Here is a 22,958-nt window from a genome sequence, read left to right as displayed (position 1 = left end):
CCTCGCGAATACGTCCAGTATTCGCTTCGTCGCAATCCTTGCGCTCGGCCCTTCTGGCGGCCAGCGCAAGCCCGTTATTAGCGTGAACAGGCCCTAGTGTGCCCCGGCGCCCCCCGGACACGTCAATGCACGACCCCAAACATCGCGTTGGCTCCGTCCTCCGGCGTCAGCCCCGCATTGAAATAGCCTTCGAGCCTCACTGCGGTCGCGTGATCCAGGACGAACGGCGGCCGGATGAAGCCGACGGCGAATGCGTGGTCGTACCATGCGCTCATCCACGCGCGCAATTCTGTCTCGTGCATCGACAGTTCCCCAGACTGTTCTGTACCCATGCATGCCTCCCTTTGCCGGAATCGCCACGTCAGGCAACGAGCGGCTCGAAGCTCATCCTGCACAGCGTGTCCGCGGGCGGGAACATATGCCAGGTGCCGTCGCCGTGCCGGAAGAAAAACAGCACGAGCGGCCCGGCGGGCCGCCTGACCTCGACGCACACCCGGCGTGTCAGACCGTCCTGCGAACGGTGCAGCGACAGCACGCGAACCGGCTGCGCGCCTGCGGTGGCCAGCAGTTTTTCGCGCAGTCCACGCAATGAGCCTGTCGCAACCATGTCATCCCCTCCTCGTGGCCTCTGGTGCCCATAGGAGGATCGTGCGGCAACGCCGGCGATTTATCAGTCGGCAGCGGCGGATTGTGGCTTCGGGAAACGCTGGTTAAAGCTTCAGGATTTCCTTAACGTCCACTCATTCCGCCACCAGACCGTGTCTGATCGCATAGCGGATCAGTTCCGCGTTGTTGTTGAGGCCGAGTTTCTGCATGAGGCGCATCTTGTGGGTGCTGATGGTTTTGGCGCTGAGCGAACACGATTCGGCGATGTCGTTGATGCTCTGGCCGGCCGCGAGCATCCGCAACACCTGAAATTCGCGGTCGGACAGAATCTCGTGCGGCGGCGCGTCGCCGGAATGCGTCTCGAAGACCATCGCGTCGACCAGCTTCGGGTCGATGAACCGTCCTCCGGCGGCCAGCTTGCGGATCGCCGCGAGCAGCACGTCCGGATCGCTGTCCTTCGTCACATAGCCGGTCGCGCCGGCCCGCAGCGCACGGGATACGACCTGTGCCTCGTTGTGAATGCTCAGCACCAGCACCGGCAAACCGGGTTGCTCGGCACGCACGCGCCGGATCAGGTCGACCCCGCTGATGCCGGGCATCGTCATGTCCAGCAGCATCAGATCGAACTGGCCGGTGCGCAGCCTGTCGAGCACTTCCGAGCCCTGCGACGCCTCGGCAGCGACGACGATGTCGGTTGTCGTGGCAATGATCTGCTTTAGCCCGCCGCGCACGATCGCGTGGTCATCGGCTATCAGGATATGGATCATTTTTCTCCCCGCCCTCGAGCGGAATGCGAATGGAAATGGCTGTGCCCGTGCCGGGCGCACTGTTGATCGACATCGACCCACCGATCAGGCGGGCGCGCTCCTGCATGCCGAGCAGGCCGTAGGAACTGCCTCTGCCCGCCGTCGCCGGATCGAAGCCGCAACCATCGTCGCTGACATGGAGTTCGAGCGCCGCGGCGGTGCTGGTCAGCGTGACGTCGGCGCGCGTCGCCCCCGCATGGCGCCCGACGTTGGTCAGCGAGGCCTGAACGATACGAAACACGGCCGTGGCGTGAGAATCCGGCAGCGTCGGCTCTCCCCCGTTGATGCGCAACTGGCAGGGAATGCGGTTGCGCCGGCCGAAGTCTTCGACCAGCCACTCCAGCGCCGAAACGATCCCGAAGTTCAGGGCGGCCGGCCGCAGATGGTTCGCGACATTGCGCACCATCCAGATGGTTTTCTCGACAAGTTCGCGCATGTCGTCGGTCTTCCGTCTCGCCTCGGGGTCTCCGCCAAGACGCATCTTCAGCAACGAAACGTCCATCTTCAAGGCCGTCAGCAACTGGCCCAGTTCGTCGTGAATTTCCATCGCGATGCGCTTGCGCTCTCCTTCGCGAATGGCCTCCATGTAGGCGGACAGTTCGCGCAACTGCTCGCGCGACTCGAACAGCTCCTGCTCGATGCGCTTCCTCGCCGAGATGTCGTTCAGGCCGACGTAGATCGCCGGCGCGTCGCCGTATGTCGCTACGCGCGCGGTTGCCATGGCCCAGAACGACGTGCCGTCCGCGCGCCGCAGGTGGACTTCCGAGTTGCTGAAGCTCCCCTCCCTGCGCAGATGGGAAACCAGCCTGTCGCGGTCCGCAGGATCGACATAGAAGTCGACGATGTTGGCCAGTGTCCCCACACGCACATCGATACCAAACAGTTCGCGCAGCGGTTCGTTCGAATACAGGATGACTCCCTCTGGCATCGAGGTGATGCAAAGCGGGATGGGACTCGTCTCGGCGATGGTGCGAAAGCGTGCTTCGCTCGACTGCAGTTTCGCTTCGGCCCGGAGGCGCTCTTCCATCTGGGCGGAAAGGCTCGCATTCGCCTGCGCAAGCTGTTGCGTGCGCTGCTCGACCCGCTGTTCGAGTTCGTCGCGGGCGCGCGACAACGCCGCTTCGGCCTGCTGGCGTATCGCCACTTCGTTTAGAAGCTGGCGGTTCTGCGCGACCAGTTGGCGGTGCATCGCGCGCATCGCCAGATGGGTCTCGATGCGCGCCATCATTTCGTTGACCTGCACCGGCTTGGTCACGTAATCGACGCCGCCTGCCGAAAAACCCTCGATCATGTCTTCGCTGTCCGTCAGCGACGTCATGAAAATCACCGCGATATCGCGCGTGCGCTCATCCGCCTTGAGCCGCCTGCAGGTCTCGAAGCCGTCGATACCGGGCATCTTCACGTCGAGCAGGATCAGATCGGGCCTCGAGAACAGCGCACGCTCGAGCGCCTCCTCGCCGTCGAGCGCAACGAGCACCCGAAAGCCCCGGTCCATCAGGCTATCGACGACCACGCCGAAATTTGCCGGCGTGTCATCTGCGATGAGGATGGTCGGACGCTCGCCGGAATCCGCGATCAGATCGCTCATGGTTCAGGCTCGCAGCTCATATGCCGTTCCACCAGCTGGAGGATCGCCCGCGACTGGTAGCCCCGCGCGAGCGCGCAAAGTTGCGCCGTGAATGGCAGATAGCGCGGATCGCTTGCTGCCATGCGCTCGGCCCACAGGACGATTTCAGACATGTCGCCCAGACGGGCGAGGCGATGAAGTTCCTCCATCTGCTGCTGAGGCACAGCCGGCGCGGACACGGCAGGCACGTCAGCGCGCCCCGGAGGCGCCTGCGCCACGTAGGTCCACTGCAGATCAAGCAGTGCGGCGATCTGCGTCAGCAATGCTTCCAGGTCGACCGGCTTCGAAAGGAAAGCATTCATGCCAGCGGCTATGCTTATCGCCTTGTCGGTTCCCGACGGGCTGGCGGACATCGCAACGACTGGAATGTGCTCGAAGCCCTGTACTCGACGCAAATTACGCGTCAACTGAAGGCCGTCCATTTCGGGCATCACGATGTCGGTGAGAATCAGGTCCGGCGTTTCGTGCTGCGCCTTCTCGAACCCCTCGCGCCCGTTTTCCGCCTCGACGGTGTCGAAGCCGAGACGGCTTAGCCAGTCCACGGCGACCGCGCGGTTGACCGCGATGTCGTCGACGATCAACACCTTCCTGCGTGGACCCTCGTAACTCGTCGCCATGTGCGCCGGCGGCGCGCCGGCACTCGCGGAAGCCATCGGCAAGACGCTCGCCGGCTCGAGTTCGAACCAGAACGCGCTGCCCTCTCCGAGATGACTCTCGACGTCGATCTCTCCTCCCATCGCGCGCACGAATTCCCGGCTGATCGCGAGCCCGAGGCCGGCGCCTCCGGCACGTCGTTCGGGCGAGCCCAGCTGCTCGAATGGCTCGAAGATCGTCTCCAGCTGCCCCGGACCGACGCCGACGCCCGTATCGCGTACTTCGAAACGGACCCGGTTCGACACGGACTTCGAGATATGCAGGCTGACGCAGCCGCTATCGGTGAACTTCACCGCGTTTGCCAGCAGGTTGAGCAACACCTGCCGCAAGCGCCGCTCGTCGGCACGCACACCGCTGGGGGCGTCCGGCGAGATTTCGCAATTGAATTCGAGGCGCTTCTGCTCAGCCTTCACGCCGATGATCTCGCGAATGACGTCGACGAGCCCCGCCAGCGGCACATCGCAGATCACGACACGCAACTTGCCAGCTTCGATCCTCGCAAAATCGAGCGTATCTTCGATCAAGGTCAGCAGATGTTCGCCACTGCGGCGGATGATCGCTATCCTTTCACGCTGAAGTTCGTTCAGTTCGGTGTCGCGTCCGAGGATCTGCGCATAGCCGAGAATGCCGTTCAACGGCGTGCGCAGTTCATGACTCATGTTGGCGAGGAATTCGCCTTTGGCCCGGTTAGCCGCTTCCGCCAGATCGCGCGCTTCGCGTTCGGCCGCGGCATCCCGCTCGTCGAGATAGGCACGATGCAACCGCGCCCCCATCGCATTGAATGCCGCCACGACGCGATCGAGTTCATCCGGCTCACGCGGCTCGCGACGCTGGAGAACGAAAGGCAGAGGGGCCTCACGGAAATCATAGCGCTCCACGGTTCGTGCGATGGCGGCCACATGGCGCATCACGAGGCGCGACAGGATGTAGATGGTGAACAGCGAGACGAGAAAGGTGTTGGCGCCCTGAGTCGCCAGAATCACCGCGGCGGTTCGCAGCAGATCGTGGTAGAGATCGGCGAGCGTCGCCTCGACGTAGAGTGTGCCGATCTTCCGGTCCTTGCCCTGCACGTCGTACACGAGCGGAAACTCACGGGCGATGACCGGACCTGCGGAGCGCCGGCCAGCACTCACATAGCTGGATGTGCCCGCTTTCCCGGTCTCGCGGATTTCCACGGCACGTATGTCGTCCAGACGCAGGATGCCGTTCAGTTCCAGTTGAAGTTGTGCGGCATCGAGCCGCCAGAGCGCTTCGGCGAGACTGTCGCGATTGCTGCGATCGATATCCGCAAGGCGATATTGAATCTGCGCCACGCCGCGATGGTAGTCGCCGTAAAGCTGCACCGCGGTCAACAGCAGCGTAACCGCGCAGCTGAACAGCAGCACCGTCACAAGAAGCCGCAATACGACGCTACTCCGAAAGCGGCTGACTGAACCCCACCACGTGTTGCGCATGTCGTCTGCCATACGTCCCCGCGAGTGCTCCGGTTCTTGTTTCGTCTATTCTGCACTCGTTGCCGAAGCGGGGTCTACGTACGCCCTGCCCGGTGCATCGCGAGGGTGGCCGGTCGGCGATTCCCCGCGCCCCACGGTCAGCGTCATTCAGATTCCCCATGATCGACAGTGCCCGCGCTGGACCAGACGGGCCGTTCAGATATGAGGAATTTTTAGTCGCGCACCACGGGCTGCCTACGTATCCCCGGATACAGCAGGACTTCATCGATGCATGAAGCCAGTTCGCAGAATATCGGCCAGGTGTTGCCGCCCAGTGCGCCGGGATGCGCCCGGCTCAGTTCCCGCAACGCGTCCGCGAGCCGCCGCACGGAAGCCGGGCCGCTATCCCGCAACGGCCAGCAGTGCATCAGGTAGCCCAGCGGTATGACGCTTCTGCTTTCGCACCACATGTCGAACAGACGCAGACACACGCTGTTCACCTGCTCGACTGCTTCCTCGTGGTCGGCCGGATGATCGGTCATGGTGCGCCCGCCGGAAAAGATGATCTCAATAGCCAATCCTAGGCAGGCTGACCATTTCACACAGTCAGGAAGGCTGGAAAATGCGCAGCAGGTCGGCTGAATCTCCCGTCAGGAAATCCTGAAGCCCATGCTCGAGCGCAGCGAACTGCCCTAAGCTATCGGACAAACGCCTTCAATTAATTTTTTAAGTTGGCGCTGACTTTATTGGCCTTGTTAGATGAATGTCAACTCAAGAACAAATGACAGATAAATAACCAATCCTGCCGCCACGATGCCGACCGCCTTCACGCAGACCGTCGAATCGCGCTTTGCCGACCTCACTCCAACGGCGAAGCGTATCGCGAGCTACATGCTGGCGAACATCGAACGGCTGGGCCTCGAAACCGCGGACCAGATCGCGCAACAAACCGGTACCAGCGGGATTTCTGTCGGGCGTTTTCTACGCTGCGTCGGCTATCGCAACCTCGACGACCTCAAGCGGGAATTGCGCGGCGCCCAGGAACGCCCGTGGATGATCACCGACCGGCTCGACGAATACCGCCGGTTATTGGCACAGTCGGGCGAGGCCAGCCAACCCGGCGAAGTCGTGGCAGCAGGCGAGAACGGCGCGCTGACGCGCTCACTCGATCTCGAGCTCGAAGCCATCCAGTACGTCTACCAGCTTGCGCGCACACCGGCCTTCGCGCGCATCGCCGGGCGCATCTCCAGCGCGGACGCGGTGTACATCCTCGGTATTCAATCGACGCGCGGCATCAGCAACGCCTTTTCCAGCTACCTCGAATACATCCGGCCGCGTGTGTTCTATTCCGACGGCATGTCTGGCTCGTACGTCGATTCGCTGAACTCGGAGTTCGCATCGCCGTATCTCGTCGTGACCGATACCCGCGCATACTCGCGCATTGCCCGCAACTACTGCGAGGCAGCCGCGCGGCGCGGCCTGCCGTTCGCGCTCGTAACCGATCTCTACTGCCCGTGGGCGCGCGATTTTCCGTGCGACCTGCTGCAGGTGAAAACCGACGTCGGCCAGTTCTGGGATTCACTCGCGCCGCTGACGTGCCTGTTCAATCTGCTGATCACATCGATCGTCGAACGGCTTGGCCCGACGATCGACGAGCGCGTCGCGCGCAATCGCGAATTGCAGCGCGAACTCGATCAGTTCGATCTTTAGCCCCGGTCTTTTGCCCTATACGCCCCCAATACACAGGATTCAAACGCCCCTTTCGATGACAGAACAACACCGACTCATCCCGATCACATCCGCGAGCCACGGCGTCGACATCGACCTGGTCTACGCGACCGACCGCAATCTGACCGGCAAGGCGATCTACAGGACGGCGCATTGCCTGCTGCTCGAACCCGCCGAAGCGGGCCTGCGGCGGGCAGTCGAAATCGCACGCGGCATGGGCACCACGCTGCGGATTTTCGACGCCTACCGGCCGCCTCAGGCGCAGCAGGTGCTGTGGGACTTTCTTCCCGATCCGACTTACATCGCAGACCTCACCCGTGGTTCGAATCACAGCCGCGGCACCGCGATCGATCTGACGCTCGTCGATGCGAATGGCGAGGCACTCGACATGGGCACGTGGTTCGACGCCATGACGATCGAGTCCGAGCATTTTCATCCGGACCTGCCCCAGCATGTGCAGCGCAACCGCCTGTTGCTGCTGGGCGTCATGCATGCGGCGGGTTTCACGCACATCAAGAGCGAATGGTGGCATTACGAGTTACCTGGCTCACGCGCGCTGCCGCTCATCGACAACAGCGAAAGCGGCCCGTTTCGTCTCATGTAGTGGCGTTCGATTTCCGGCATCCGATGTTCCCTTGCAGGCTCTACCCCCTTCCTTACGGAGCGAGTATGAAACTGGTATTGCGCAACGCGCTGGCAGCGGCAGCGGTCGCTTCCGCCCTGACCCTGACCTTCACGGCGGCTGGCCCGGCCGAGGCGGCCACGCCGAAGGACATGTTCGTCATGGCGACCTTCCTCGACGAATTCACGACGCTCGACCCCGGCGAAGTATATGAACTGGTGCCGGAAGAATATGTGGCGAACACATACGACCGGCTGGTGCGCGTCGATCTGAAGGACCCGTCGAAATTCAATGGCGATGTTGCGCAATCGTGGACCGTCAGCCCTGACGGCCTGACGTTCACGTTCAAGATCCGTCCGGGTCTCAAGTTCCACTCGGGCAATGCCTTGACGGCGGATGACGTCGCATGGTCGATCCAGCGCACGGTCCTGCTCGACAAGGGCGCGGCAGCGGTGCTGCAAGGCATCGGCCTCACGAAAGACAACGTGCTGCAAAACGTGAAGAAGGTCGACGACTCCACCGTCAGCGTCACGACCGACCAGAAATATGCGCCGACGTTCGTGCTGAACGTGCTCGGCGCGTGGCCAGCCTCCGTGGTGGACAAGCAGCTGCTGCTTTCACACCAGAAGGGCAACGACTTCGGCAATGACTGGCTGCGGACCAACGAGGCTGGCTCCGGCGCCTACAAGCTCGTGAAGTGGACGGCCAACGACAGCCTCGTGCTGCAGCGCTTCGACGGCTATCGCATGCCGCTCGCCATGAAGCGCATCGTGCTGCGGCATGTGCCCGAAGCGTCGAGCCAGCGCCTGCTGCTGGAGAACGGCGACGTTGACGTGGCCCGCAACCTGAGTCCGGACGATCTCGCCGCGGTGACGAAGTCGGGCAAGGCGCACGTGAGTACGGTGCCGCAGGCCACGCTTCTGTATCTCGGCCTGAACGTCAAGAACCCGAACCTCGCCAAACCGGAGGTCCAGGAGGCCATGAAATGGCTGATCGACTATAGCGGCATCCAGAGCAACGTCGCGAGAACCACCTACAAGGTTCACGAAACGTTCCTTCCTGAAGGGTTTCTCGGCGCGCTGAACACGGACCCTTATCAGCAGAACGTCGCGAAGGCGAAGGAACTGCTCGCGAAAGCCGGCCTTCCGAACGGCTTTTCCGTGACGATGGACGTGCGCAACGGCTATCCCTACGGCGAGATCGCGGAGGCCGTGCAGGCCAATCTCGCCCAGGGCGGCATCAAGGTTCAGATCATTCCCGGCGACAACAAGCAGACGCTCGCGAAATATCGCTCGCGCTCGCACGATATCTATATCGGCGAATGGTCGGCGGACTATATTGACCCGCATAGCAACGCGCAGGGCTTCGCGTGGAACCCGGACAACTCCGACAAGTCCGCCTACAAGATGCTCGCGTGGCGCAATTCGTGGGACATTCCTGATCTGACCAAAGAGACGAATGCGGCGCTGGCGGAATCGTCGACGGCGAAGCGCGCCGAGCAGTACCAGACGATGCAGAAGCAGATGCTCGCCCGCTCGCCCTTCGTGATCATGTTCCAGCAGGTCTCGCAGGTGGCGGCGCGCCCGGGCGTGACGGGTCTCGAAGTGGGCCCGATCAACGACCTCGTGTCGTATCGTGACCTGAAGAAGCAGTAACGCATCAGGCGAAGGCGAAACTGCCGTGGCTTCGCCTTCGCCCGAGGAGCTCATCATGTCGACACCCGTCACGACTCTCGATCGCCTGCGCGCCCTTTCAGCCGAAAGCGCCAGCATACGCTGGACATTGCGTCTCGCCCGCTGGATCGTCACGCTCGTGATCACCTTCAGCGGACTGCTCGCAGTCACGTTCGTGATCGGCCGCAAGGTGCCGATCGACCCCGTGCTGGCGATTCTCGGCGATCGTGCCTCGGCGACGGCGTACGCGGCGGCGCGTCTTCAGCTTGGTCTCGACAAGCCACTCGCGGTGCAGTTTCTGATCTATGTGCGCGATGTGCTGCACGGCAATTTCGGCATGTCGCTGCTGACTGCGCATCCTGTCATCGAAGACATCCAGCGCGTGTTTCCCGCGACCCTCGAACTGGCGACGCTGTCGACGATAATCGGCGTGCTGATCGGCGTTCCGCTCGGGGTGATCGCCGCGGTTCGCCACAACCGCTGGATCGATCACGTTGCGCGCTTTGTCGGGCTGGTCGGCAGCTCGGTGCCCGTGTTCTGGCTCGGCCTGATGGGCCTTCTGCTGTTCTACGCGAAGCTGCACTGGGTAGCGGGTCCCGGACGCGTCGATCCGGTGTTCGATGGTCTCGTCGAAACCCATACCGGCAGCCTGCTGGTCGATTCGATCATCGCCGGCGAATGGGACGTGTTCTTCAACGCGTTTTCGCACATTGCACTGCCTGCGGCGATTCTCGGCTACTACTCGGTCGCCTATCTGAGCCGGATGACACGGTCGTTCATGCTCGAACAATTGAGCCAGGAATACATCACGACCGCGCGTGCGAAAGGCTTGTCCGAGCGGCGCGTGATCTGGCGTCACGCATTCGGCAATATCGCCGTGCCGTTGTTGACCGTGATCGCCCTCACCTACAGCTATCTGCTCGAAGGCTCGGTGCTCACCGAGATCGTCTTTGCGTGGCCCGGCATCGGTTCGTATCTGACGGGCGCGTTACTGAACGCCGACATGAACGCGGTGCTCGGCAGCACGCTCGTGATCGGCATCACGTTCATCGCACTCAATCTGCTGACCGACGCGCTGTATCGCGTGTTCGATCCGCGTGCCCGCTGATGCTGAGGAGGTCTGTTTCGTGCGTCCCCCATCCGATCCCTCTACGCAAACCGCGCAAACCACGCAAACGCAGGACTGGCCGATGAATGCCGCGCCCCGACACTGGAAGGACTGGCTGCTGAGCGATACGCCCGCGTCCCGCAAACAGGCCGCGCTCGGCCTCGCGTTCCGCCGCTGGCGGCGCTTCGCGGGCAATCCGCTGTCCGTCTTCGGCTTTGTGATTCTTGCGCTGCTGATTGTCGTCGCGGCGATCGGCCCGCTGATCGCGCCGCACGATCCGCTGCAGCAGGTGCTGACCGACCGGCTCTTGCCGCCGGGTTCCGCCGCGCACTGGCTGGGCACTGACCAGCTCGGACGCGACATTCTTTCGCGTCTGATATACGGGTCGCGGCTCACGCTTTCGATTGCGATTCTGGTGGTGGTGATCGTCGTGCCGGTGGGCCTCTTGATCGGCACGACGGCTGGCTTCTTCGGTGGCTGGGTCGACAACGTGCTGATGCGCATCACCGACGTGGCGCTCGCCTTCCCGAAGATCGTGCTTGCGCTGGCGTTCGCCGCCGCGCTCGGCCCCGGCGTCATCAATGCGGTGATCGCGATTTCGATTACCGCGTGGCCCGCGTACGCGCGTCTCGCGCGCGCGGAGACATTGCGCCTCGTGCAGGCCGATTTCATTCACGTCGCGCGGCTGCAGGGGGCGTCGCGGCTGCGCATCCTGTTGCGCTATATCGTGCCGCTGTGCTCTTCATCGGTGATCGTGCGCGCGACGCTCGATATGGCCGGCATCATTCTCACCGTCGCGGGCCTCGGCTTTCTCGGACTCGGCGCGCAGCCGCCAAGTCCGGAGTGGGGTTATATGGTTGCGTCCGGCCGCAACGTGCTGCTCGACTCCTGGTGGGTGGCAACCGTTCCCGGGTTTGCGATCCTGCTGGTCAGTCTCGCGTTCAACCTGCTCGGCGACGGTCTGCGCGACGTCTTCGATCCGCGTCATGGAGGCTGATATGGAAACCGGCACGACACAGCCGCTGTGCGAAGTCGACGACCTGCGCATTGGCTTTCGAGGTCACGACGGCGAGCTGACCGAGGCCGTGCGCGGCCTGTCGCTGACGCTCAACCGGGGCGAGCGGCTTGGCATCGTCGGCGAATCCGGCTCGGGCAAGTCGCTGACCGGGCGGGCGCTGCTCGGCCTGCTGCCGCCTTCTGCGCAGTTCAGCGCGAAGACCATGCGGTTCGACGGTCAGGATCTGCTGGCGATGCCTGCGCAAAAGCGTCGACGGCTGTGCGGTCAGCAGATGGGCATGATCCTGCAGGACCCGAAATACTCCTTGAATCCGGTGATGACCGTGGCGCAGCAGATGCGCGAAGCGTTCGCGCTGCATGGTCCGAAGCTGGGTCGCATAGAGATGCGCGAGCAGATCGTCGCGGCCCTCGCGGCGGTGCATATCCGCAATCCGGAGCGCGTTGCCGATGCGTATCCGCACGAACTGTCCGGCGGCATGGGCCAGCGCGTGATGATCGCCATGATGGTGTCGTCCGGCCCGCGTCTTCTGATCGCCGACGAACCGACCAGCGCGCTCGATGTCCTCGTGTCGATGCAGGTGCTTGGCATTCTCGACGAGATGATCGAAAAGCACGACACAGGTCTCATCTTCATCAGTCACGACCTGCCGCTTGTGATGTCGTTCTGCGACCGGGTGGTCGTGATGTACGCGGGACGGGTGGTGGAAACCTGCGCCGCGCGCGACCTGGTTTTCGCGCAGCATCCCTATACGCGCGGGCTGCTGGCGGCAAATCCGCCGCTCGCGAATCCGCCTGACGAACTGCCGGTGTTGCAACGCGACCCCGCGTGGCTCACACCATCGACGGGAGCATCCGCATGATCGATGTCCACGGCATGACCGTCCGGTTCAAGACAAAGACGGGCTACTTCGATGCAGTGCGCGACGCAAGCTTTTGCGTCGGCGAAGGCGAAGTGTTCGGGCTGGTCGGCGAATCGGGTTCCGGCAAGTCGACCATCCTGCGCGCGCTCACCGGCCTCACGCCCACCGCGCGCGGCCAGATGAAAATCGGCTCGCACGTGCCCGGCGAAAGGATCGACCGCTCGTTTCGCCGCGACGTGCAGATGGTGTTTCAGGATCCATATGGATCGCTGCATCCGCGCTTCACGGTCGACCAGACATTGCGCGAACCGTTGACGATCAACCGCATCGACCGGCAGGACGAACGCATCGTCGAAGCTCTGCGCGAAGTCGGGCTGGGACCGGCGTTCCGCTTCCGCTACCCGCATCAATTGTCGGGTGGCCAGCGCCAGCGCGTAGCGATCGCGCGGGCGCTGATCGTCGAGCCGCGCGTGCTCCTGCTCGACGAACCGACCTCCGCACTCGATGTGTCCGTACAGGCCGAAATCCTCAATCTGCTGCGACGGCTTCACGTCGAACGCAATCTGACGATGATCCTCGTGAGCCACAACCTCGCGGTGATCGGCTTTCTCTGCTCGCGCGTGGCGGTAATGCGCAATGGGGAAATCGTCGAAGAGCTGGGCATCAATGCTATCCGCGCGCAGCAGGTTCAGCACGACTACACGCGCAGCCTGCTGCTCGCGACAGGAGGCTATCAGCGCAAGGTGGTCGACGTAATCGGTGTGGACGCCGCGCTTTAACGCTCGCGGTGATGTGGCTGTGGCAATCGCTGCCGCGACCATCGCCGCGGGGATGCGTGTCGCGCGCGCACCTGTCGGCGGGAAGGCGAACCGCGGCGCGTTCGGCACAAGTCGTCCAGCCTTTAGCAGTAAGCGACATTGTGCCATCTCCAGTGCAAGCCTGAAGGCGGAAAGCATTGCTGTATCCTGACGCCCTCGCTTGAACGGAGGATCCATGAAGCTTTCGAATTGCCTGACACTCACTGCACTTGCCCTGTCCATCACATCGGTTGCAGCGTACGCGCAAACCTCGCAGATCTATCGCTTCGGCGAAGGTCAGACGACAGTACAACCAGGCAACGCACACCCCACGCAGCCGCCCGCAGGTGCGCCAGCCAAAAGTCAGCAGCAGCAGCAACCACCTGCACCGGCCCGTCAGCCGCAGCCGAAAGCGACCTCGAACCATAAGCCGAAACATCACCATCACTACCGTCGTCACGTGCCTGCGCAGGATACGTACTCGCACGGCTGAAACGCCTGGCGACGGCCGCGTGAAGCCGACCCGGTCAGCGAGGCTGCGGCCGAGGTCGGGGCGGCGGCTGTGGATGCGGCCGGGGCGGCGGCCGCATCGGTGGTGGCGGTGGTCGCCTGTTTCATCTCGCATCCGTGATCACGGATGCGAGATGACGCGCACGGCCCGTGCGTCACCCTGCATGAAGCCAATGAATGACGGTCGCTCACTTCTGTTTTGACGAAGGCTTGTGCGCTGGCCTGTGCGTGTCCGGACGCCGGAAGACCTGATCAGCGATCTTTTTCTGCGGATCCGGCATGCTGTCGTACAACGGCTCGAACGCGGCCAGCAGTGTCTTGTTGCCGTCGGCATGCGCCTGCGCGATATCGCCCCATGATTTCAGGTTCTCGACTGCAGTTTCGCTTGCCGTACCGTTACGACGCGCCTCGAACAGGTCATGCATGGTCCGGGCGTTGTCGCGCATCACATCAGCGACTTTCGCCCACTGTGCTTCCTGATCCTTCGTAATCTTGAGTTCCGAATGAAGGTCGCTGATACGCTCTTCAACATGACTGTCGCGCTGCGCCATCGAGCCGGATGCCGGCTTCGCACTGGCCGCGGGTGGAGTGGATGCCGCAGGGGTCTGTGCCCACACGTTGGTCGCGAGTGCGAGTGCTGCCACAGCAAGTGCGGATTTCATGCATTCTCCCTTGAGTGTCCGGTTCACGTACCAAGGTATATACCAGGTCGATGACACGCGCAAACCCAATCGTCCTCCGGCAACGCGCGAGATATTACGTGCGTAATGAGTAGGCAAGCCGCGCAGGCAATGCAACGCAGGCGAAGCAGCGCAGGGAAATCAGCGCAGCGAGAGCGGGCGATGCATCGCGCATCCCGTATCGCCCGCGGGATCATCACGGGATCAGGATGACCGATCCCGTCGTCCTGCCCGTCTCCATCAGCCTGTGTGCTTCGGCTGCGCGTTCGAGTGGCAGCCTCGTGCCCGCCTGAACGTTCAGCCCATCCGCCAGTTTGCCGAGCACGATCTGCGCCGCGGCGCGGTATTGCGTGGTATCGCGCATCAACCCGATTACACTTGGGCGCGCAAGCGCAATCGATCGTGCGGGACCGAGTTCTTCGATCGAGAGCGCCTCTACAGGACCCGCGACCTGACCGATGCTTGCGACTACGCCAAACGGCTTCACGACGCCGAGCGTGCGCCTGAGTGTGTCGCCGCCAATGCCGTCGATGGCCAGATCGACACCTGCGCCGCCACCGAACACGCGCACTGCTTCGACGAAGTCTTCGCTGCGATGGAGCACGGCCTGATCGAGCCCATGCGCCTTCGCCAGTGCGGCCTTCTGCGCTGTTCCGACCGTGCCGATCACGCGTGCCCCAAGGGCTTTCGCCCATTGCACAACGATGAGGCCAAGCCCACCCGCGGCAGCGTGGACGAACACCGTGTCACCCGCCTTGATCTCCCGCACGCGATGCAACAGCATCCAGGTCGTCACGCCGCGTAGGAGCCCGGCCGCCGCGGTTTCATTCGACAAGCCATCGGGCAACCGCAACACGCGCTCAACGGGCAGATTGCGAAGGTTCGTATAGCTCCCCGTCGGCAGCCCCGCATAGGCCACGCGCTGGCCCACTGCCACGTCGATCACATCCGCACCCACCGCTTCCACGACACCCGCTGCTTCCACGCCGAGCACGGCCGGCAGTTCCGGCAAGCGGTGCAGCCCTGTGCGGAAGTAGATGTCGACGAAATTGACCCCCACCGCCGTCTGGCGGATCTGCACTTCACCCGGGGCCGGCGGCGGCACCGCATGTGAAAACGTGCGCAACGCATCGGCGCCGCCGTAGCTGTCGATGCCAATCTGATATGCGTCCTGCTGTCCCATCGTTGTGCTCCGGTCTGATGATGAGAGCGATCATAGGTTCGTGCATAATCCACTGAAACTCCCAATCCCTCACCATCTCCTGTGCAAAATTCGACCGATCCCGCGAAGGCCGCGCCCGCTCCGCAATGGGACGACATCCGCTACTTTCTGGAGGTGGCGCGCGGCGGAAGCCTGTCGGAAGCGGCGCGCACACTGGGCGTCCAGCACTCGACCGTCGCGCGGCGCATCGGTGCGATGGAGAAAGCGCTTGGCGTGCGACTCTTCGACCGATTGCCGCGCGGCTGGCCGCTGACCGAAGAAGGCCAGACGCTGGTCGAGCGCGCCGAGCGCGTCGAAGAGGAAGCGCATGGATTCGTGCGCGCCTCGCGCGGGGTGGTGACGTTGCACGGCACGGTCCGTCTGTCGGTGCCGCCGGTGTTTGGCAGCCACTTCCTCGTGCCGCGTCTCGCCGGCTTCAGGCGTGCCTGCCCGGGCGTGCTGCTCGATGTCGTCGGCGAGACGCGCTCTGCGAATCTGTTCCGGCGTGAAGCGGATCTGGCAGTGCGCCTGTCCCGACCGCAGGAACCGGGGCTGGCCGCGCGGCGGCTCGGCACGATGCGTTTCGCCATGTATGCGACGCCGGAGTGCGCCGGACGGCCACCTCGCGAATGGGAATTCCTCGGCTACAACGACGTGCTCACGCCACAGCAGCAGTGGCTCCAGCAGTTCGCCGATGAACGGCCCTTTGCACTGGTTGCGAACGATCTCGTCTCGATCTATCGGGCGTGTCGCGCGGGCCTCGGGGTCGCCCTGCTGCCGCGCTTCATTACACACGGCGACGACACGCTGGGGGTGCTCGACACCCAACCCGTCTGCGATATCACGCGCGAAATATGGCTCGCGGTGCATCCGGACGTGCGCCGCTCGCCGCGTGTGCAGGCGGTTGCACAAGCGATCGCCGACGCCGTGCGCGAAGCGGAAGACAACCTGTGAAGCGTCCGCCTCCAGGGCGGATCATTTTTGAGCGGCTTCAATTCGGCGTGCCTCGCAGGCATAGTTGACGTTTTCAGCCACGCGCGTGATCACAGGAACAGGCATGAACGAAGCATCCCATTCAACAACGAATCATTCATCCCCGACGACAGGCGCCCCGCACCTGCGCGACGCAAATGAGGCGGACCTGCCCGCGATCCAGGCCATCTACGCGCATCACGTGCTGACCGGCGTCGCATCGTTCGAAGAGACGCCGCCCACGGTCGACGAGCTGCGCGCACGCCGTGCGTCGGTGCTTGGACACGGCCTGCCGTACATGGTCGCGGAGATCGACGGCGTGGTCGCGGGCTACTGTTATGCGACGCCGTACCGGCCACGCGCGGCGTACCGACATACCATCGAGGATTCGATCTACATCGGTGAATCGTTTCGCGGCCGCGGCCTCGGGCGCGTCCTGTTGCAAGCCTTGATCGAGCGCTGCGAAACAGGACCGTGGCGGCAGATGATCGCCGTCATCGCCGACGGTGGAAGCGGCGGTTCGCTATCGCTGCATGGCAGCCTCGGGTTCGAGCTGATCGGCACCTTGAAGTCCGTGGGCTTCAAGCACGGACGGTGGCTCGATACGACCTTGATGCAACGCAGGCTCGGTGCGGGTGCGGATACCTTGCCGGCGGACGTTGCGGACAGGGACTGACGGCGCACGTCATATCCAAATCTCCATTGCTTCGTTTGCGCTGCGGGACGCCCATGCGACGATCTTCGTACCGCAGCGGCGCCAACGTATCGATCGGGAATTCTCCGTCAATCGCCCACGATGCATGCCGCGACAACGACATCCTGAATCACATCGCAGGCAAGGAGATCTTCTCGATGACATCGATCAAGGCAAGCGCGTTACGTCTTCTCATACCCGGGATGGCGCTTCTGACGGCTTTCGCGTCAAGCCTTTCCGCGTTCGCGCAGAGCACCGATTCCGCCAGCGACAAGGTGCTGCGCATCGGCTATCAGAAAGCCGGGCTGCTGGCGGTCCTGAAAGCGCAGGGCTCGCTGGAACGGAAGCTGACGCCGCTTGGCTACAGCGTGAAATGGTTCGAGTTTCCGGCGGGTCCGCAACTGTTCGAAGCGTTGAACGCGAACAGCGTCGACTTCGGCTATACCGGCGCCCCGCCGCCCGTGTTTGCGCAGGCGGGGGCGGTGCGTTTCGTCTACGTCGGTGCAGAGCCTGCCGGGAACGGCAATGAAGCGCTATTCGTCAAGCCCGACTCGCCGCTACGCACACTCGCCGATCTGAAGGGCAAACGCATCGCGCTGCAGAAGGGCTCAAGTTCGCACTATCTGCTGCTCGAGGTGCTGCGCCGGGCCAACCTGCGCTATGAGGACATTCATCCTGTCTACCTGCCGCCTGCCGACGCGCGCGCGGCCTTCGAAAACGGCGACGTCGACGCATGGATCGTCTGGGACCCGTACTATGCCGCCGCGCAGCAGGCGCTCAAGGTGCGCACGCTTGCGGACTATTCGACAGGCGAGTCCGTGCACAACTTCTACGAAGCGACCCGCAATTTCGCGCAGCAACATCCGGATCTCGTTGGCGCGATTCTCGGCCAGCTGCGTAGCACAGGCCTGTGGGTCAACGAGCATCCAGCCGAAACCGCCGCGCTGCTCGCGCCCAAGCTCGGTCTCGATCAGGCGCTTGTCGAAAAATGGGTACGACGGGTGCCGTACAACACGACCGCCGTCACCGACGATATCGTGAGCGGACAGCAGAAGGTCGCCGATGCGTTCTACGGCGCGCATCTGATTCCCCAGAAGATCACGGTGAAGGATAACGTCTGGCAAAACCGCGAGGTCACCGCGAGCCTGGCCGCTAAATGAAGCTTCACGCAGGCGGCGTCAGGCGTCGGAAGAGTGTCGGATAGTCGAGCACGAGGCCGTCTTCGTCGATCTTCATGTTCGCCGCGAAGTGACGGAAGATTCCTTCGTAGCGATACTCGCGATTCAGTTCGATGCACGAATAGGCCTGCTCGACGCGCGTCACTTCGAGATCGGGCGTTGAGATATAAGCCACCTGGATCGGCTTGCGCTCGCCTTCGGCGAGCTGCAGGCGGCGGATCGGCAGCGTGTTGGTGAACGGTGTCGCGGCGATATCGATGTCGATGCAGCCTTCGATCGCATCGAGTGTCCTGCCACTGCCGTCGCGCCAGTGGCCCGCGCCGTCGCCGTGCAGTTCGAGTTCACCGCCGCCCGCAACCCGCAGCGACGCGTGCGTCACGCGCCATTGCGGGTCACAGGTAACGGTGTAAAAGAGCCCGTAGGACCGCCCATACCGCTGTCCGACCACGGCGCTCTCGACATGGAAGCCCTCGCTTCGCGCATCGAACGCCAGATTTTCGATGCCCTCGCCTTCCTCTGATGCCCAACGCACTTCGCGCATGTCGCTGCCTCCTCTGGACGATTGAATCCGAACGCACCCTGTCGCCGCTGACTGGCGGCAGACGCGTTGCGGCAACAGTGGTCTCTATCGCCATCGTACCCCGACCGTCAGGGACACGTTGACGGTCTTCTCTCCTGGCCGCCCGCAAATAGCTACTATCATCGCGCACGCATCCCCGCTGCCCATATCTACCCTATGCTCGCGGTTCGCCCTCCTCGCCGGGCGCACGCAACCGTGCGCGTCTGATCCGCGCCACTCCTGACATGCACACCGCCACTCACATAGAAACCGCCGCGCTCCGCACGTTATTGCGCAGTCTCGGCCAGATCGTGTTGCAGCCGAATGCTGTCACCGGCGCCTGCGTGCTCGCCGCGCTTTTCTTCTGCGATGTCCGTCTTGCATGTGCTGCGCTCACGGGCGCGGTCGCCGCGAACGTGAGCGCCATCCTGGCGGGCTACGACGAGCGCGATACGCAGCTGGGGCTGCACGGATTCAATGGCGCGCTGGTCGCGCTCGCCGCGTTCACCTTTGTCGCCAACAATGCGACCGCCACCGCCATCGCCATCCTCGCGGCGACCGCTACGGCCTGGTTGCTCGAGCCGTGGTCACGGTGGCTCCGCAATCGCGGGCAAGGCTTCTATTCGAGCCCGTGCCTGATCGTCACGTGGATCTGGTTGCCGTCGATCAGGCTCGCGGAAAAAACGCCTCCGCTCAAGGCGCACGATGCGGTGTCGTTCGTCACGGCGCTCGACGGAGCATTCGCGGGACTTGCGCAGACGACGTTCGCTCATGGCGCGTTATCGGGACTGCTCGTGCTCGCGGGTATCGCCGCGTCTTCCCGGCGCTACGCGTTGTGGGCGCTCGTCGGTACAATCGTCGCGAGCGGTGGGTACTGGCTGCCCGGTGCGGGTTCGTCTTCGCTTGAAGCTGGCCTGCTCGGGTTCAACGGCGCATTGACGGCACTCGCTGTGGCAGACTGCGGCGTCGTCATCACGTTGGGCGCCATTGCGCTGTCGGTTATGCTGCAGCAGTTCACCGCCTACGGCGGATGGCCGTCGATGACCGCGCCGTTCGTCATCGCGACGTGGAGCGCGCACTGGCTCGCGCGCCGTCGCGTGCAAAACGTCCGTGCCGACGTCGTGGCGGGCACACAGCCGGGGCCGCCCGCCACAACCACCAGACAGAAGTCGCGCCGCACCATCTGAGGAGACGCTGGAATGTCTTTCGCCCATACCCCCGCCGGCCACGTTGCCGGACCGGCTTCGATCTCCGACGCGGAACGGAGCACCCGCGTCGATCTCGCCGCAGCCTATCGACTCGCCGCGCTCAACGGCTGGGACGACCTCATCTACACCCACATTTCCGCAAGCGTGCCCGACGAGCCCGGCCATTTCCTGATCAACCCGTTCGGTCTCGCATTCGATGAAGTCTGCGCGTCGAATCTGGTGAAAATCGACATCGCCGGAAACATCGTCGGCGCGAGCGAGCATCCGGTCAATGCCACGGGATTCGCACTGCACGCAGCCGTTCATGCAGCACGTAGCGACGCATTCTGCGTGATGCATCTACACAATACGGCGGGCATCGCCGTGTCGTTGCAACGCGCGGGGTTGCTGCCCGCTTCGCAGCATGCGCTGCGTTTTTACGGCCAGCTTGCATACCACGACTACGAGAGCCTCGCGTTCACGCCCGCCGAAGGCGAACGGCTCGTCGCGCATCTCGCCGACAAACCAGCGATGCTGCTGCGCAATCACGGTACGCTGACGACCGGACGCACGGTCGCCGAGGCCTGGGTATTGATGGCGACGCTGATCAAGGCCTGTGAGATCCAGCTGCACGCGCAGTCCGGCGGTGGCGAACTGGTGCTGCCGTCCGAGGCAGTTGCGGAGCGGACGGCGGAACAGTTGCGCGACGGCGGCGCCGTTGAAGGTGTGATGGAATGGCCTGCGCTGTTGCGCAAGCTCGATCGCATCGACCGCTCGTATCGCGATTGAATGACATCTTTCCAGCTTTCACGATTTCATTTGACCCAAAGGAGGAGCTTCAATGCCCACGTTCCATGTCGAACTGTTCGAAGGACGCAGCCTCGAACAGAAACGTCAATTTGTCGAAGCAATCACGAAGACCACCTGCGAATCGCTCGGCGTCGAGCCCAATTCCGTCGAGATCATCCTGACGGAGGTCAAACGCGAGCACTGGGCGACGGCTGGGAAGCTGTGGTCGGAGGCGTAGGCTGATCGACGGCGGCGCGTGAGGTTTCGTTTGTTTCGCGCGCTGCAACGTCAATGTTTGATCCTTGTTCTCCTGATCCTTTGTTCTTCTTTGTTTTTGACCCTTTGTGACAGTGCAAACCGGGGCGATCGTATATCGTCTTGCAGGCGGCTCTGTCATCGAGCCCATGATTCCGCGCGTCAGACGCGCAAACGGGTGACACCTGCACCCAGATGTTTCTGAATACGCCGGTTTGCGCTCACAACAGGCCGCACTTTCGTATCGCCATCAATCGATAAGTCACTGCAACGGTTGACCGTTCGCGTGCCACTCTGAAAGTCACGCGACTGGTGTGCGTAAACGATACATATTGCAGCGCGGTCTATTGCCGCAGTTCCCCGTGCGACAGCGCGCCGCAGAGCACAAAACCGCCTCCCCCAAAGTTGATACCGATCAACAGGTTAACGAGATAGAAACATCCCGCGCCCGCCCGAACCGCGTTAAATCGCCGCATCGCGCATCGCAGCAAACTCGCGCGCATTTCCCTATTCTTGCGTTCATCTGCACACCGCAGTGCGCGTCGACAACGGTCGTTGCGCGTAGTCTGATTACCGCATCCTCGCCATGAACACCGCACTCTCGGCATTCGATCTCGCCCGGCTTCAGTTCGCGTTCACTGTTTCATTCCACATCGTTTTTCCAGCGCTCAGCATCGGGCTCGCCAGCTTCATCGCCGTGCTCGAATGGCGATGGCTCAAGACCGGTAAGGCGTACTACAAAGACCTTTGTCTGTTCTGGTCGAAGATCTTCGCAGTGGCCTTCGGCATGGGCGTCGTTTCTGGCGTCGTGATGAGCTACGAGTTCGGCACCAACTGGGCCGGCTTCTCCAGCTTCGCGGGGCCGGTCACCGGTCCGCTTCTGATGTACGAAGTGATGACCGCCTTTTTCCTCGAAGCGGGCTTCCTCGGCATCATGCTGTTCGGCTGGCAGCGCGTGAGCCCACGCGCGCACTTCGGCGCGACGCTGATGGTCGCCATCGGCACCCTGATCTCGATGTTCTGGATTCTCGCGTCGAACAGCTGGATGCAGACGCCGCAAGGCTTCGAAGTCGTCAACGGTCAGGTCGTGCCGCTCGACTGGTTCAAGATCATCTTTAATCCGTCGTTCCCGTATCGCCTTGCGCACATGGCCATTGCGGCCTTCATCGTCGGCGCGCTGGTCGTCTCGGCGACGGGCGCGTGGCATCTGTTGAAGGGTCGACGCGACCCTGCCGTGAAGAAGATGTTCTCGATGGCGCTGTGGATGCTGTTGATCCTCACGCCGATCCAGGCGTTCGTCGGCGACCAGCACGGTCTCAACACGCGTCAATATCAGCCGGCCAAAATCGCCGCAATCGAAGGCTTGTGGGACACCGAAAAAGGCGGCACCGCGCTGAACCTGTTCGGCATCCCCGACATGCAGGCGGAAACGACGCGCTATGCGGTTTCTATCCCGCACCTCGGCAGCCTGATCCTCACGCATAGCTGGGACGGCGAAATTCGCGGGCTGAAGGAGTTCGCTCCCGAGGACCGCCCCAATTCGACCGTTGTGTTCTGGAGCTTCCGCATCATGGCCGGGCTCGGCGTGCTGATGATCGTGATGTCGGCGGCGGCATGGGTGCTGCGTCGTCGCGGGCGGCTGTACGACACGAAGTGGTTCCACAAGCTCGCCATCGCGATGGGCCCGACCGGTTTCATTACGCTGCTCGCGGGTTGGGTCACCACTGAGGCCGGTCGTCAGCCGTGGGTCGTATATGGCGTGATGCGCACGGCGCAGGCGGTGTCGCCGCTGACGACACAACAGGTTGGGATTTCGTTGATGGCCTTCGTGGTTGTCTACTTCCTCGTGTTCGGCACAGGCATCTACTACATGCTGAAGCTGATTCGTTCAGGCCCGTCATTGCCCGGTCACACGCCTCACGGCCTGCCCGATACACCTGATCGCACCGCGCGCCGCCCGCTGTCCGCCGCCGACGCGTTGATCGACGCTTGAGCACGTAAA

Annotated in this window: 24 protein-coding genes; 15 read left to right on the top strand and 9 right to left on the bottom strand. The window is 63.0% G+C overall.

The genetic code is table 11. The features are described 5' to 3' along the window. Positions 1-122: 122 nt before the first annotated feature. The 6 genes from P3T23_RS37310 to P3T23_RS37285 form a co-directional block, all read right to left on the bottom strand. Complete coding sequence (locus tag P3T23_RS37310; RefSeq protein ID WP_429321067.1) at positions 123-332, bottom strand: hypothetical protein; 210 nt, start codon at positions 330-332, stop codon at positions 123-125. 29 nt (positions 333-361) lie between these two features. Then, positions 362-607: a hypothetical protein gene (locus P3T23_RS37305; protein WP_133666335.1), complete on the bottom strand. Its 246-nt coding sequence runs from the start codon at positions 605-607 to the stop codon at positions 362-364. 133 nt (positions 608-740) lie between these two features. After that, the gene (locus P3T23_RS37300; protein WP_429321066.1) at positions 741-1,373 is read right to left on the bottom strand and encodes a response regulator; all 633 of its coding nucleotides are present in this window, start codon (positions 1,371-1,373) and stop codon (positions 741-743) included. After that, positions 1,348-3,000 (bottom strand): response regulator, encoded by a 1,653-nt coding sequence (locus tag P3T23_RS37295; protein ID WP_429321065.1) that lies wholly within the window; start codon positions 2,998-3,000, stop codon positions 1,348-1,350. The genes P3T23_RS37300 and P3T23_RS37295 overlap by 26 nt, the downstream gene beginning before the upstream one ends. Continuing rightward, the gene (locus P3T23_RS37290) at positions 2,997-5,159 is read right to left on the bottom strand and encodes an ATP-binding protein (protein WP_429321064.1); all 2,163 of its coding nucleotides are present in this window, start codon (positions 5,157-5,159) and stop codon (positions 2,997-2,999) included. The genes P3T23_RS37295 and P3T23_RS37290 overlap by 4 nt, the downstream gene beginning before the upstream one ends. Before the next feature lie 200 nt (positions 5,160-5,359). Then, the gene (locus P3T23_RS37285; RefSeq protein WP_429321063.1) at positions 5,360-5,668 is read right to left on the bottom strand and encodes a hypothetical protein; all 309 of its coding nucleotides are present in this window, start codon (positions 5,666-5,668) and stop codon (positions 5,360-5,362) included. Positions 5,669-5,939: 271 nt separating this feature from the next. Between P3T23_RS37285 and sapR the strand changes: the two genes are divergently transcribed. The 8 genes from sapR to P3T23_RS37245 all read left to right on the top strand — a co-directional run bounded on the left by sapR (position 5,940) and on the right by P3T23_RS37245 (position 13,424). Further along, the gene (sapR, locus tag P3T23_RS37280) at positions 5,940-6,836 is read left to right on the top strand and encodes a sap1 transcriptional regulator SapR (protein ID WP_429321062.1); all 897 of its coding nucleotides are present in this window, start codon (positions 5,940-5,942) and stop codon (positions 6,834-6,836) included. Between the two features lie 55 nt (positions 6,837-6,891). Beyond that, positions 6,892-7,458 (top strand): D-alanyl-D-alanine dipeptidase, encoded by a 567-nt coding sequence (ddpX, locus tag P3T23_RS37275; RefSeq protein ID WP_429321061.1) that lies wholly within the window; start codon positions 6,892-6,894, stop codon positions 7,456-7,458. 65 nt (positions 7,459-7,523) lie between these two features. After that, entirely contained in the window at positions 7,524-9,131 is a 1,608-nt protein-coding gene (locus P3T23_RS37270) for an ABC transporter substrate-binding protein (RefSeq protein WP_429321060.1), read from the top strand. Between the two features lie 55 nt (positions 9,132-9,186). Then, positions 9,187-10,257 carry an ABC transporter permease gene (locus tag P3T23_RS37265; RefSeq protein WP_429321059.1) on the top strand — a complete coding sequence of 357 codons (1,071 nt, stop codon included), beginning with the start codon at positions 9,187-9,189 and terminating at the stop codon, positions 10,255-10,257. 82 nt (positions 10,258-10,339) lie between these two features. Next, positions 10,340-11,254, top strand: a complete 915-nt coding sequence (nikC, locus tag P3T23_RS37260) for a nickel transporter permease (RefSeq protein ID WP_133667007.1) — start codon at positions 10,340-10,342, stop codon at positions 11,252-11,254. Position 11,255: 1 nt separating this feature from the next. Continuing rightward, positions 11,256-12,134: an ABC transporter ATP-binding protein gene (locus P3T23_RS37255; RefSeq protein ID WP_429321058.1), complete on the top strand. Its 879-nt coding sequence runs from the start codon at positions 11,256-11,258 to the stop codon at positions 12,132-12,134. Further along, positions 12,131-12,913: an ABC transporter ATP-binding protein gene (locus P3T23_RS37250; RefSeq protein ID WP_429321057.1), complete on the top strand. Its 783-nt coding sequence runs from the start codon at positions 12,131-12,133 to the stop codon at positions 12,911-12,913. Before P3T23_RS37255 ends, P3T23_RS37250 begins: the two co-directional genes overlap by 4 nt. Before the next feature lie 214 nt (positions 12,914-13,127). Further along, the gene (locus P3T23_RS37245; RefSeq protein ID WP_429321056.1) at positions 13,128-13,424 is read left to right on the top strand and encodes a hypothetical protein; all 297 of its coding nucleotides are present in this window, start codon (positions 13,128-13,130) and stop codon (positions 13,422-13,424) included. 205 nt (positions 13,425-13,629) lie between these two features. On the opposite strand, the gene P3T23_RS37240 is transcribed toward P3T23_RS37245, so the two are convergent. Next, positions 13,630-14,103, bottom strand: coding sequence for a Spy/CpxP family protein refolding chaperone (locus P3T23_RS37240; RefSeq protein ID WP_429321055.1), 474 nt, complete (start codon positions 14,101-14,103; stop codon positions 13,630-13,632). 214 nt (positions 14,104-14,317) lie between these two features. After that, on the bottom strand, positions 14,318-15,304 hold the full coding sequence (locus P3T23_RS37235; protein ID WP_429321054.1) for a quinone oxidoreductase family protein: 987 nt from the start codon (positions 15,302-15,304) through the stop codon (positions 14,318-14,320). An 81-nt stretch (positions 15,305-15,385) separates the two neighbouring features. Between P3T23_RS37235 and P3T23_RS37230 the strand changes: the two genes are divergently transcribed. The 3 genes from P3T23_RS37230 to P3T23_RS37220 all read left to right on the top strand — a co-directional run bounded on the left by P3T23_RS37230 (position 15,386) and on the right by P3T23_RS37220 (position 18,148). Further along, positions 15,386-16,276 (top strand): LysR family transcriptional regulator, encoded by an 891-nt coding sequence (locus P3T23_RS37230; protein WP_429321053.1) that lies wholly within the window; start codon positions 15,386-15,388, stop codon positions 16,274-16,276. 103 nt (positions 16,277-16,379) lie between these two features. After that, the gene (locus tag P3T23_RS37225; RefSeq protein ID WP_429321052.1) at positions 16,380-16,970 is read left to right on the top strand and encodes an N-acetyltransferase family protein; all 591 of its coding nucleotides are present in this window, start codon (positions 16,380-16,382) and stop codon (positions 16,968-16,970) included. A gap of 221 nt (positions 16,971-17,191) precedes the next feature. Continuing rightward, on the top strand, positions 17,192-18,148 hold the full coding sequence (locus tag P3T23_RS37220) for an aliphatic sulfonate ABC transporter substrate-binding protein (RefSeq protein ID WP_429321072.1): 957 nt from the start codon (positions 17,192-17,194) through the stop codon (positions 18,146-18,148). 4 nt (positions 18,149-18,152) lie between these two features. On the opposite strand, the gene P3T23_RS37215 is transcribed toward P3T23_RS37220, so the two are convergent. After that, positions 18,153-18,707, bottom strand: coding sequence for a putative glycolipid-binding domain-containing protein (locus P3T23_RS37215; RefSeq protein ID WP_429321051.1), 555 nt, complete (start codon positions 18,705-18,707; stop codon positions 18,153-18,155). Between the two features lie 263 nt (positions 18,708-18,970). Between P3T23_RS37215 and P3T23_RS37210 the strand changes: the two genes are divergently transcribed. From P3T23_RS37210 to P3T23_RS37195, 4 genes are all read left to right on the top strand, one after another. Continuing rightward, positions 18,971-19,912 carry an urea transporter gene (locus tag P3T23_RS37210; RefSeq protein ID WP_429321050.1) on the top strand — a complete coding sequence of 314 codons (942 nt, stop codon included), beginning with the start codon at positions 18,971-18,973 and terminating at the stop codon, positions 19,910-19,912. Between the two features lie 12 nt (positions 19,913-19,924). After that, positions 19,925-20,701 (top strand): class II aldolase/adducin family protein, encoded by a 777-nt coding sequence (locus P3T23_RS37205; protein ID WP_429321049.1) that lies wholly within the window; start codon positions 19,925-19,927, stop codon positions 20,699-20,701. Between the two features lie 52 nt (positions 20,702-20,753). Further along, on the top strand, positions 20,754-20,939 hold the full coding sequence (locus tag P3T23_RS37200) for a 4-oxalocrotonate tautomerase (protein ID WP_429321048.1): 186 nt from the start codon (positions 20,754-20,756) through the stop codon (positions 20,937-20,939). A 603-nt stretch (positions 20,940-21,542) separates the two neighbouring features. Next, positions 21,543-22,949 carry a cytochrome ubiquinol oxidase subunit I gene (locus tag P3T23_RS37195; protein ID WP_429321047.1) on the top strand — a complete coding sequence of 469 codons (1,407 nt, stop codon included), beginning with the start codon at positions 21,543-21,545 and terminating at the stop codon, positions 22,947-22,949. The last annotated feature ends 9 nt before the right edge of the window (positions 22,950-22,958 follow it).

It is taken from the genome of Paraburkholderia sp. GAS448, assembly GCF_050435685.1.
Lineage (GTDB): Bacteria > Pseudomonadota > Gammaproteobacteria > Burkholderiales > Burkholderiaceae > Paraburkholderia.
The sequence above is the reverse complement of the archived record's forward strand: the minus strand, read 5'-3'. Positions and strand labels throughout refer to the sequence as shown.

Bases quoted from the DNA above. Each gene is read 5' to 3' on its own strand.
- P3T23_RS37310 (WP_429321067.1), bottom strand. From the start codon at position 332: ATGGGTACAGAACAGTCTGGGGAACTGTCGATGCACGAGACAGAATTG.
- P3T23_RS37305 (WP_133666335.1), bottom strand. From the start codon at position 607: ATGGTTGCGACAGGCTCATTGCGTGGACTGCGCGAAAAACTGCTGGCC.
- P3T23_RS37300 (WP_429321066.1), bottom strand. From the start codon at position 1,373: ATGATCCATATCCTGATAGCCGATGACCACGCGATCGTGCGCGGCGGG.
- P3T23_RS37295 (WP_429321065.1), bottom strand. From the start codon at position 3,000: ATGAGCGATCTGATCGCGGATTCCGGCGAGCGTCCGACCATCCTCATC.
- P3T23_RS37290 (WP_429321064.1), bottom strand. From the start codon at position 5,159: ATGGCAGACGACATGCGCAACACGTGGTGGGGTTCAGTCAGCCGCTTT.
- P3T23_RS37285 (WP_429321063.1), bottom strand. From the start codon at position 5,668: ATGACCGATCATCCGGCCGACCACGAGGAAGCAGTCGAGCAGGTGAAC.
- sapR (WP_429321062.1), top strand. From the start codon at position 5,940: ATGCCGACCGCCTTCACGCAGACCGTCGAATCGCGCTTTGCCGACCTC.
- ddpX (WP_429321061.1), top strand. From the start codon at position 6,892: ATGACAGAACAACACCGACTCATCCCGATCACATCCGCGAGCCACGGC.
- P3T23_RS37270 (WP_429321060.1), top strand. From the start codon at position 7,524: ATGAAACTGGTATTGCGCAACGCGCTGGCAGCGGCAGCGGTCGCTTCC.
- P3T23_RS37265 (WP_429321059.1), top strand. From the start codon at position 9,187: ATGTCGACACCCGTCACGACTCTCGATCGCCTGCGCGCCCTTTCAGCC.
- nikC (WP_133667007.1), top strand. From the start codon at position 10,340: ATGAATGCCGCGCCCCGACACTGGAAGGACTGGCTGCTGAGCGATACG.
- P3T23_RS37255 (WP_429321058.1), top strand. From the start codon at position 11,256: ATGGAAACCGGCACGACACAGCCGCTGTGCGAAGTCGACGACCTGCGC.
- P3T23_RS37250 (WP_429321057.1), top strand. From the start codon at position 12,131: ATGATCGATGTCCACGGCATGACCGTCCGGTTCAAGACAAAGACGGGC.
- P3T23_RS37245 (WP_429321056.1), top strand. From the start codon at position 13,128: ATGAAGCTTTCGAATTGCCTGACACTCACTGCACTTGCCCTGTCCATC.
- P3T23_RS37240 (WP_429321055.1), bottom strand. From the start codon at position 14,103: ATGAAATCCGCACTTGCTGTGGCAGCACTCGCACTCGCGACCAACGTG.
- P3T23_RS37235 (WP_429321054.1), bottom strand. From the start codon at position 15,304: ATGGGACAGCAGGACGCATATCAGATTGGCATCGACAGCTACGGCGGC.
- P3T23_RS37225 (WP_429321052.1), top strand. From the start codon at position 16,380: ATGAACGAAGCATCCCATTCAACAACGAATCATTCATCCCCGACGACA.
- P3T23_RS37220 (WP_429321072.1), top strand. From the start codon at position 17,192: ATGGCGCTTCTGACGGCTTTCGCGTCAAGCCTTTCCGCGTTCGCGCAG.
- P3T23_RS37215 (WP_429321051.1), bottom strand. From the start codon at position 18,707: ATGCGCGAAGTGCGTTGGGCATCAGAGGAAGGCGAGGGCATCGAAAAT.
- P3T23_RS37210 (WP_429321050.1), top strand. From the start codon at position 18,971: ATGCACACCGCCACTCACATAGAAACCGCCGCGCTCCGCACGTTATTG.
- P3T23_RS37205 (WP_429321049.1), top strand. From the start codon at position 19,925: ATGTCTTTCGCCCATACCCCCGCCGGCCACGTTGCCGGACCGGCTTCG.
- P3T23_RS37200 (WP_429321048.1), top strand. From the start codon at position 20,754: ATGCCCACGTTCCATGTCGAACTGTTCGAAGGACGCAGCCTCGAACAG.
- P3T23_RS37195 (WP_429321047.1), top strand. From the start codon at position 21,543: ATGAACACCGCACTCTCGGCATTCGATCTCGCCCGGCTTCAGTTCGCG.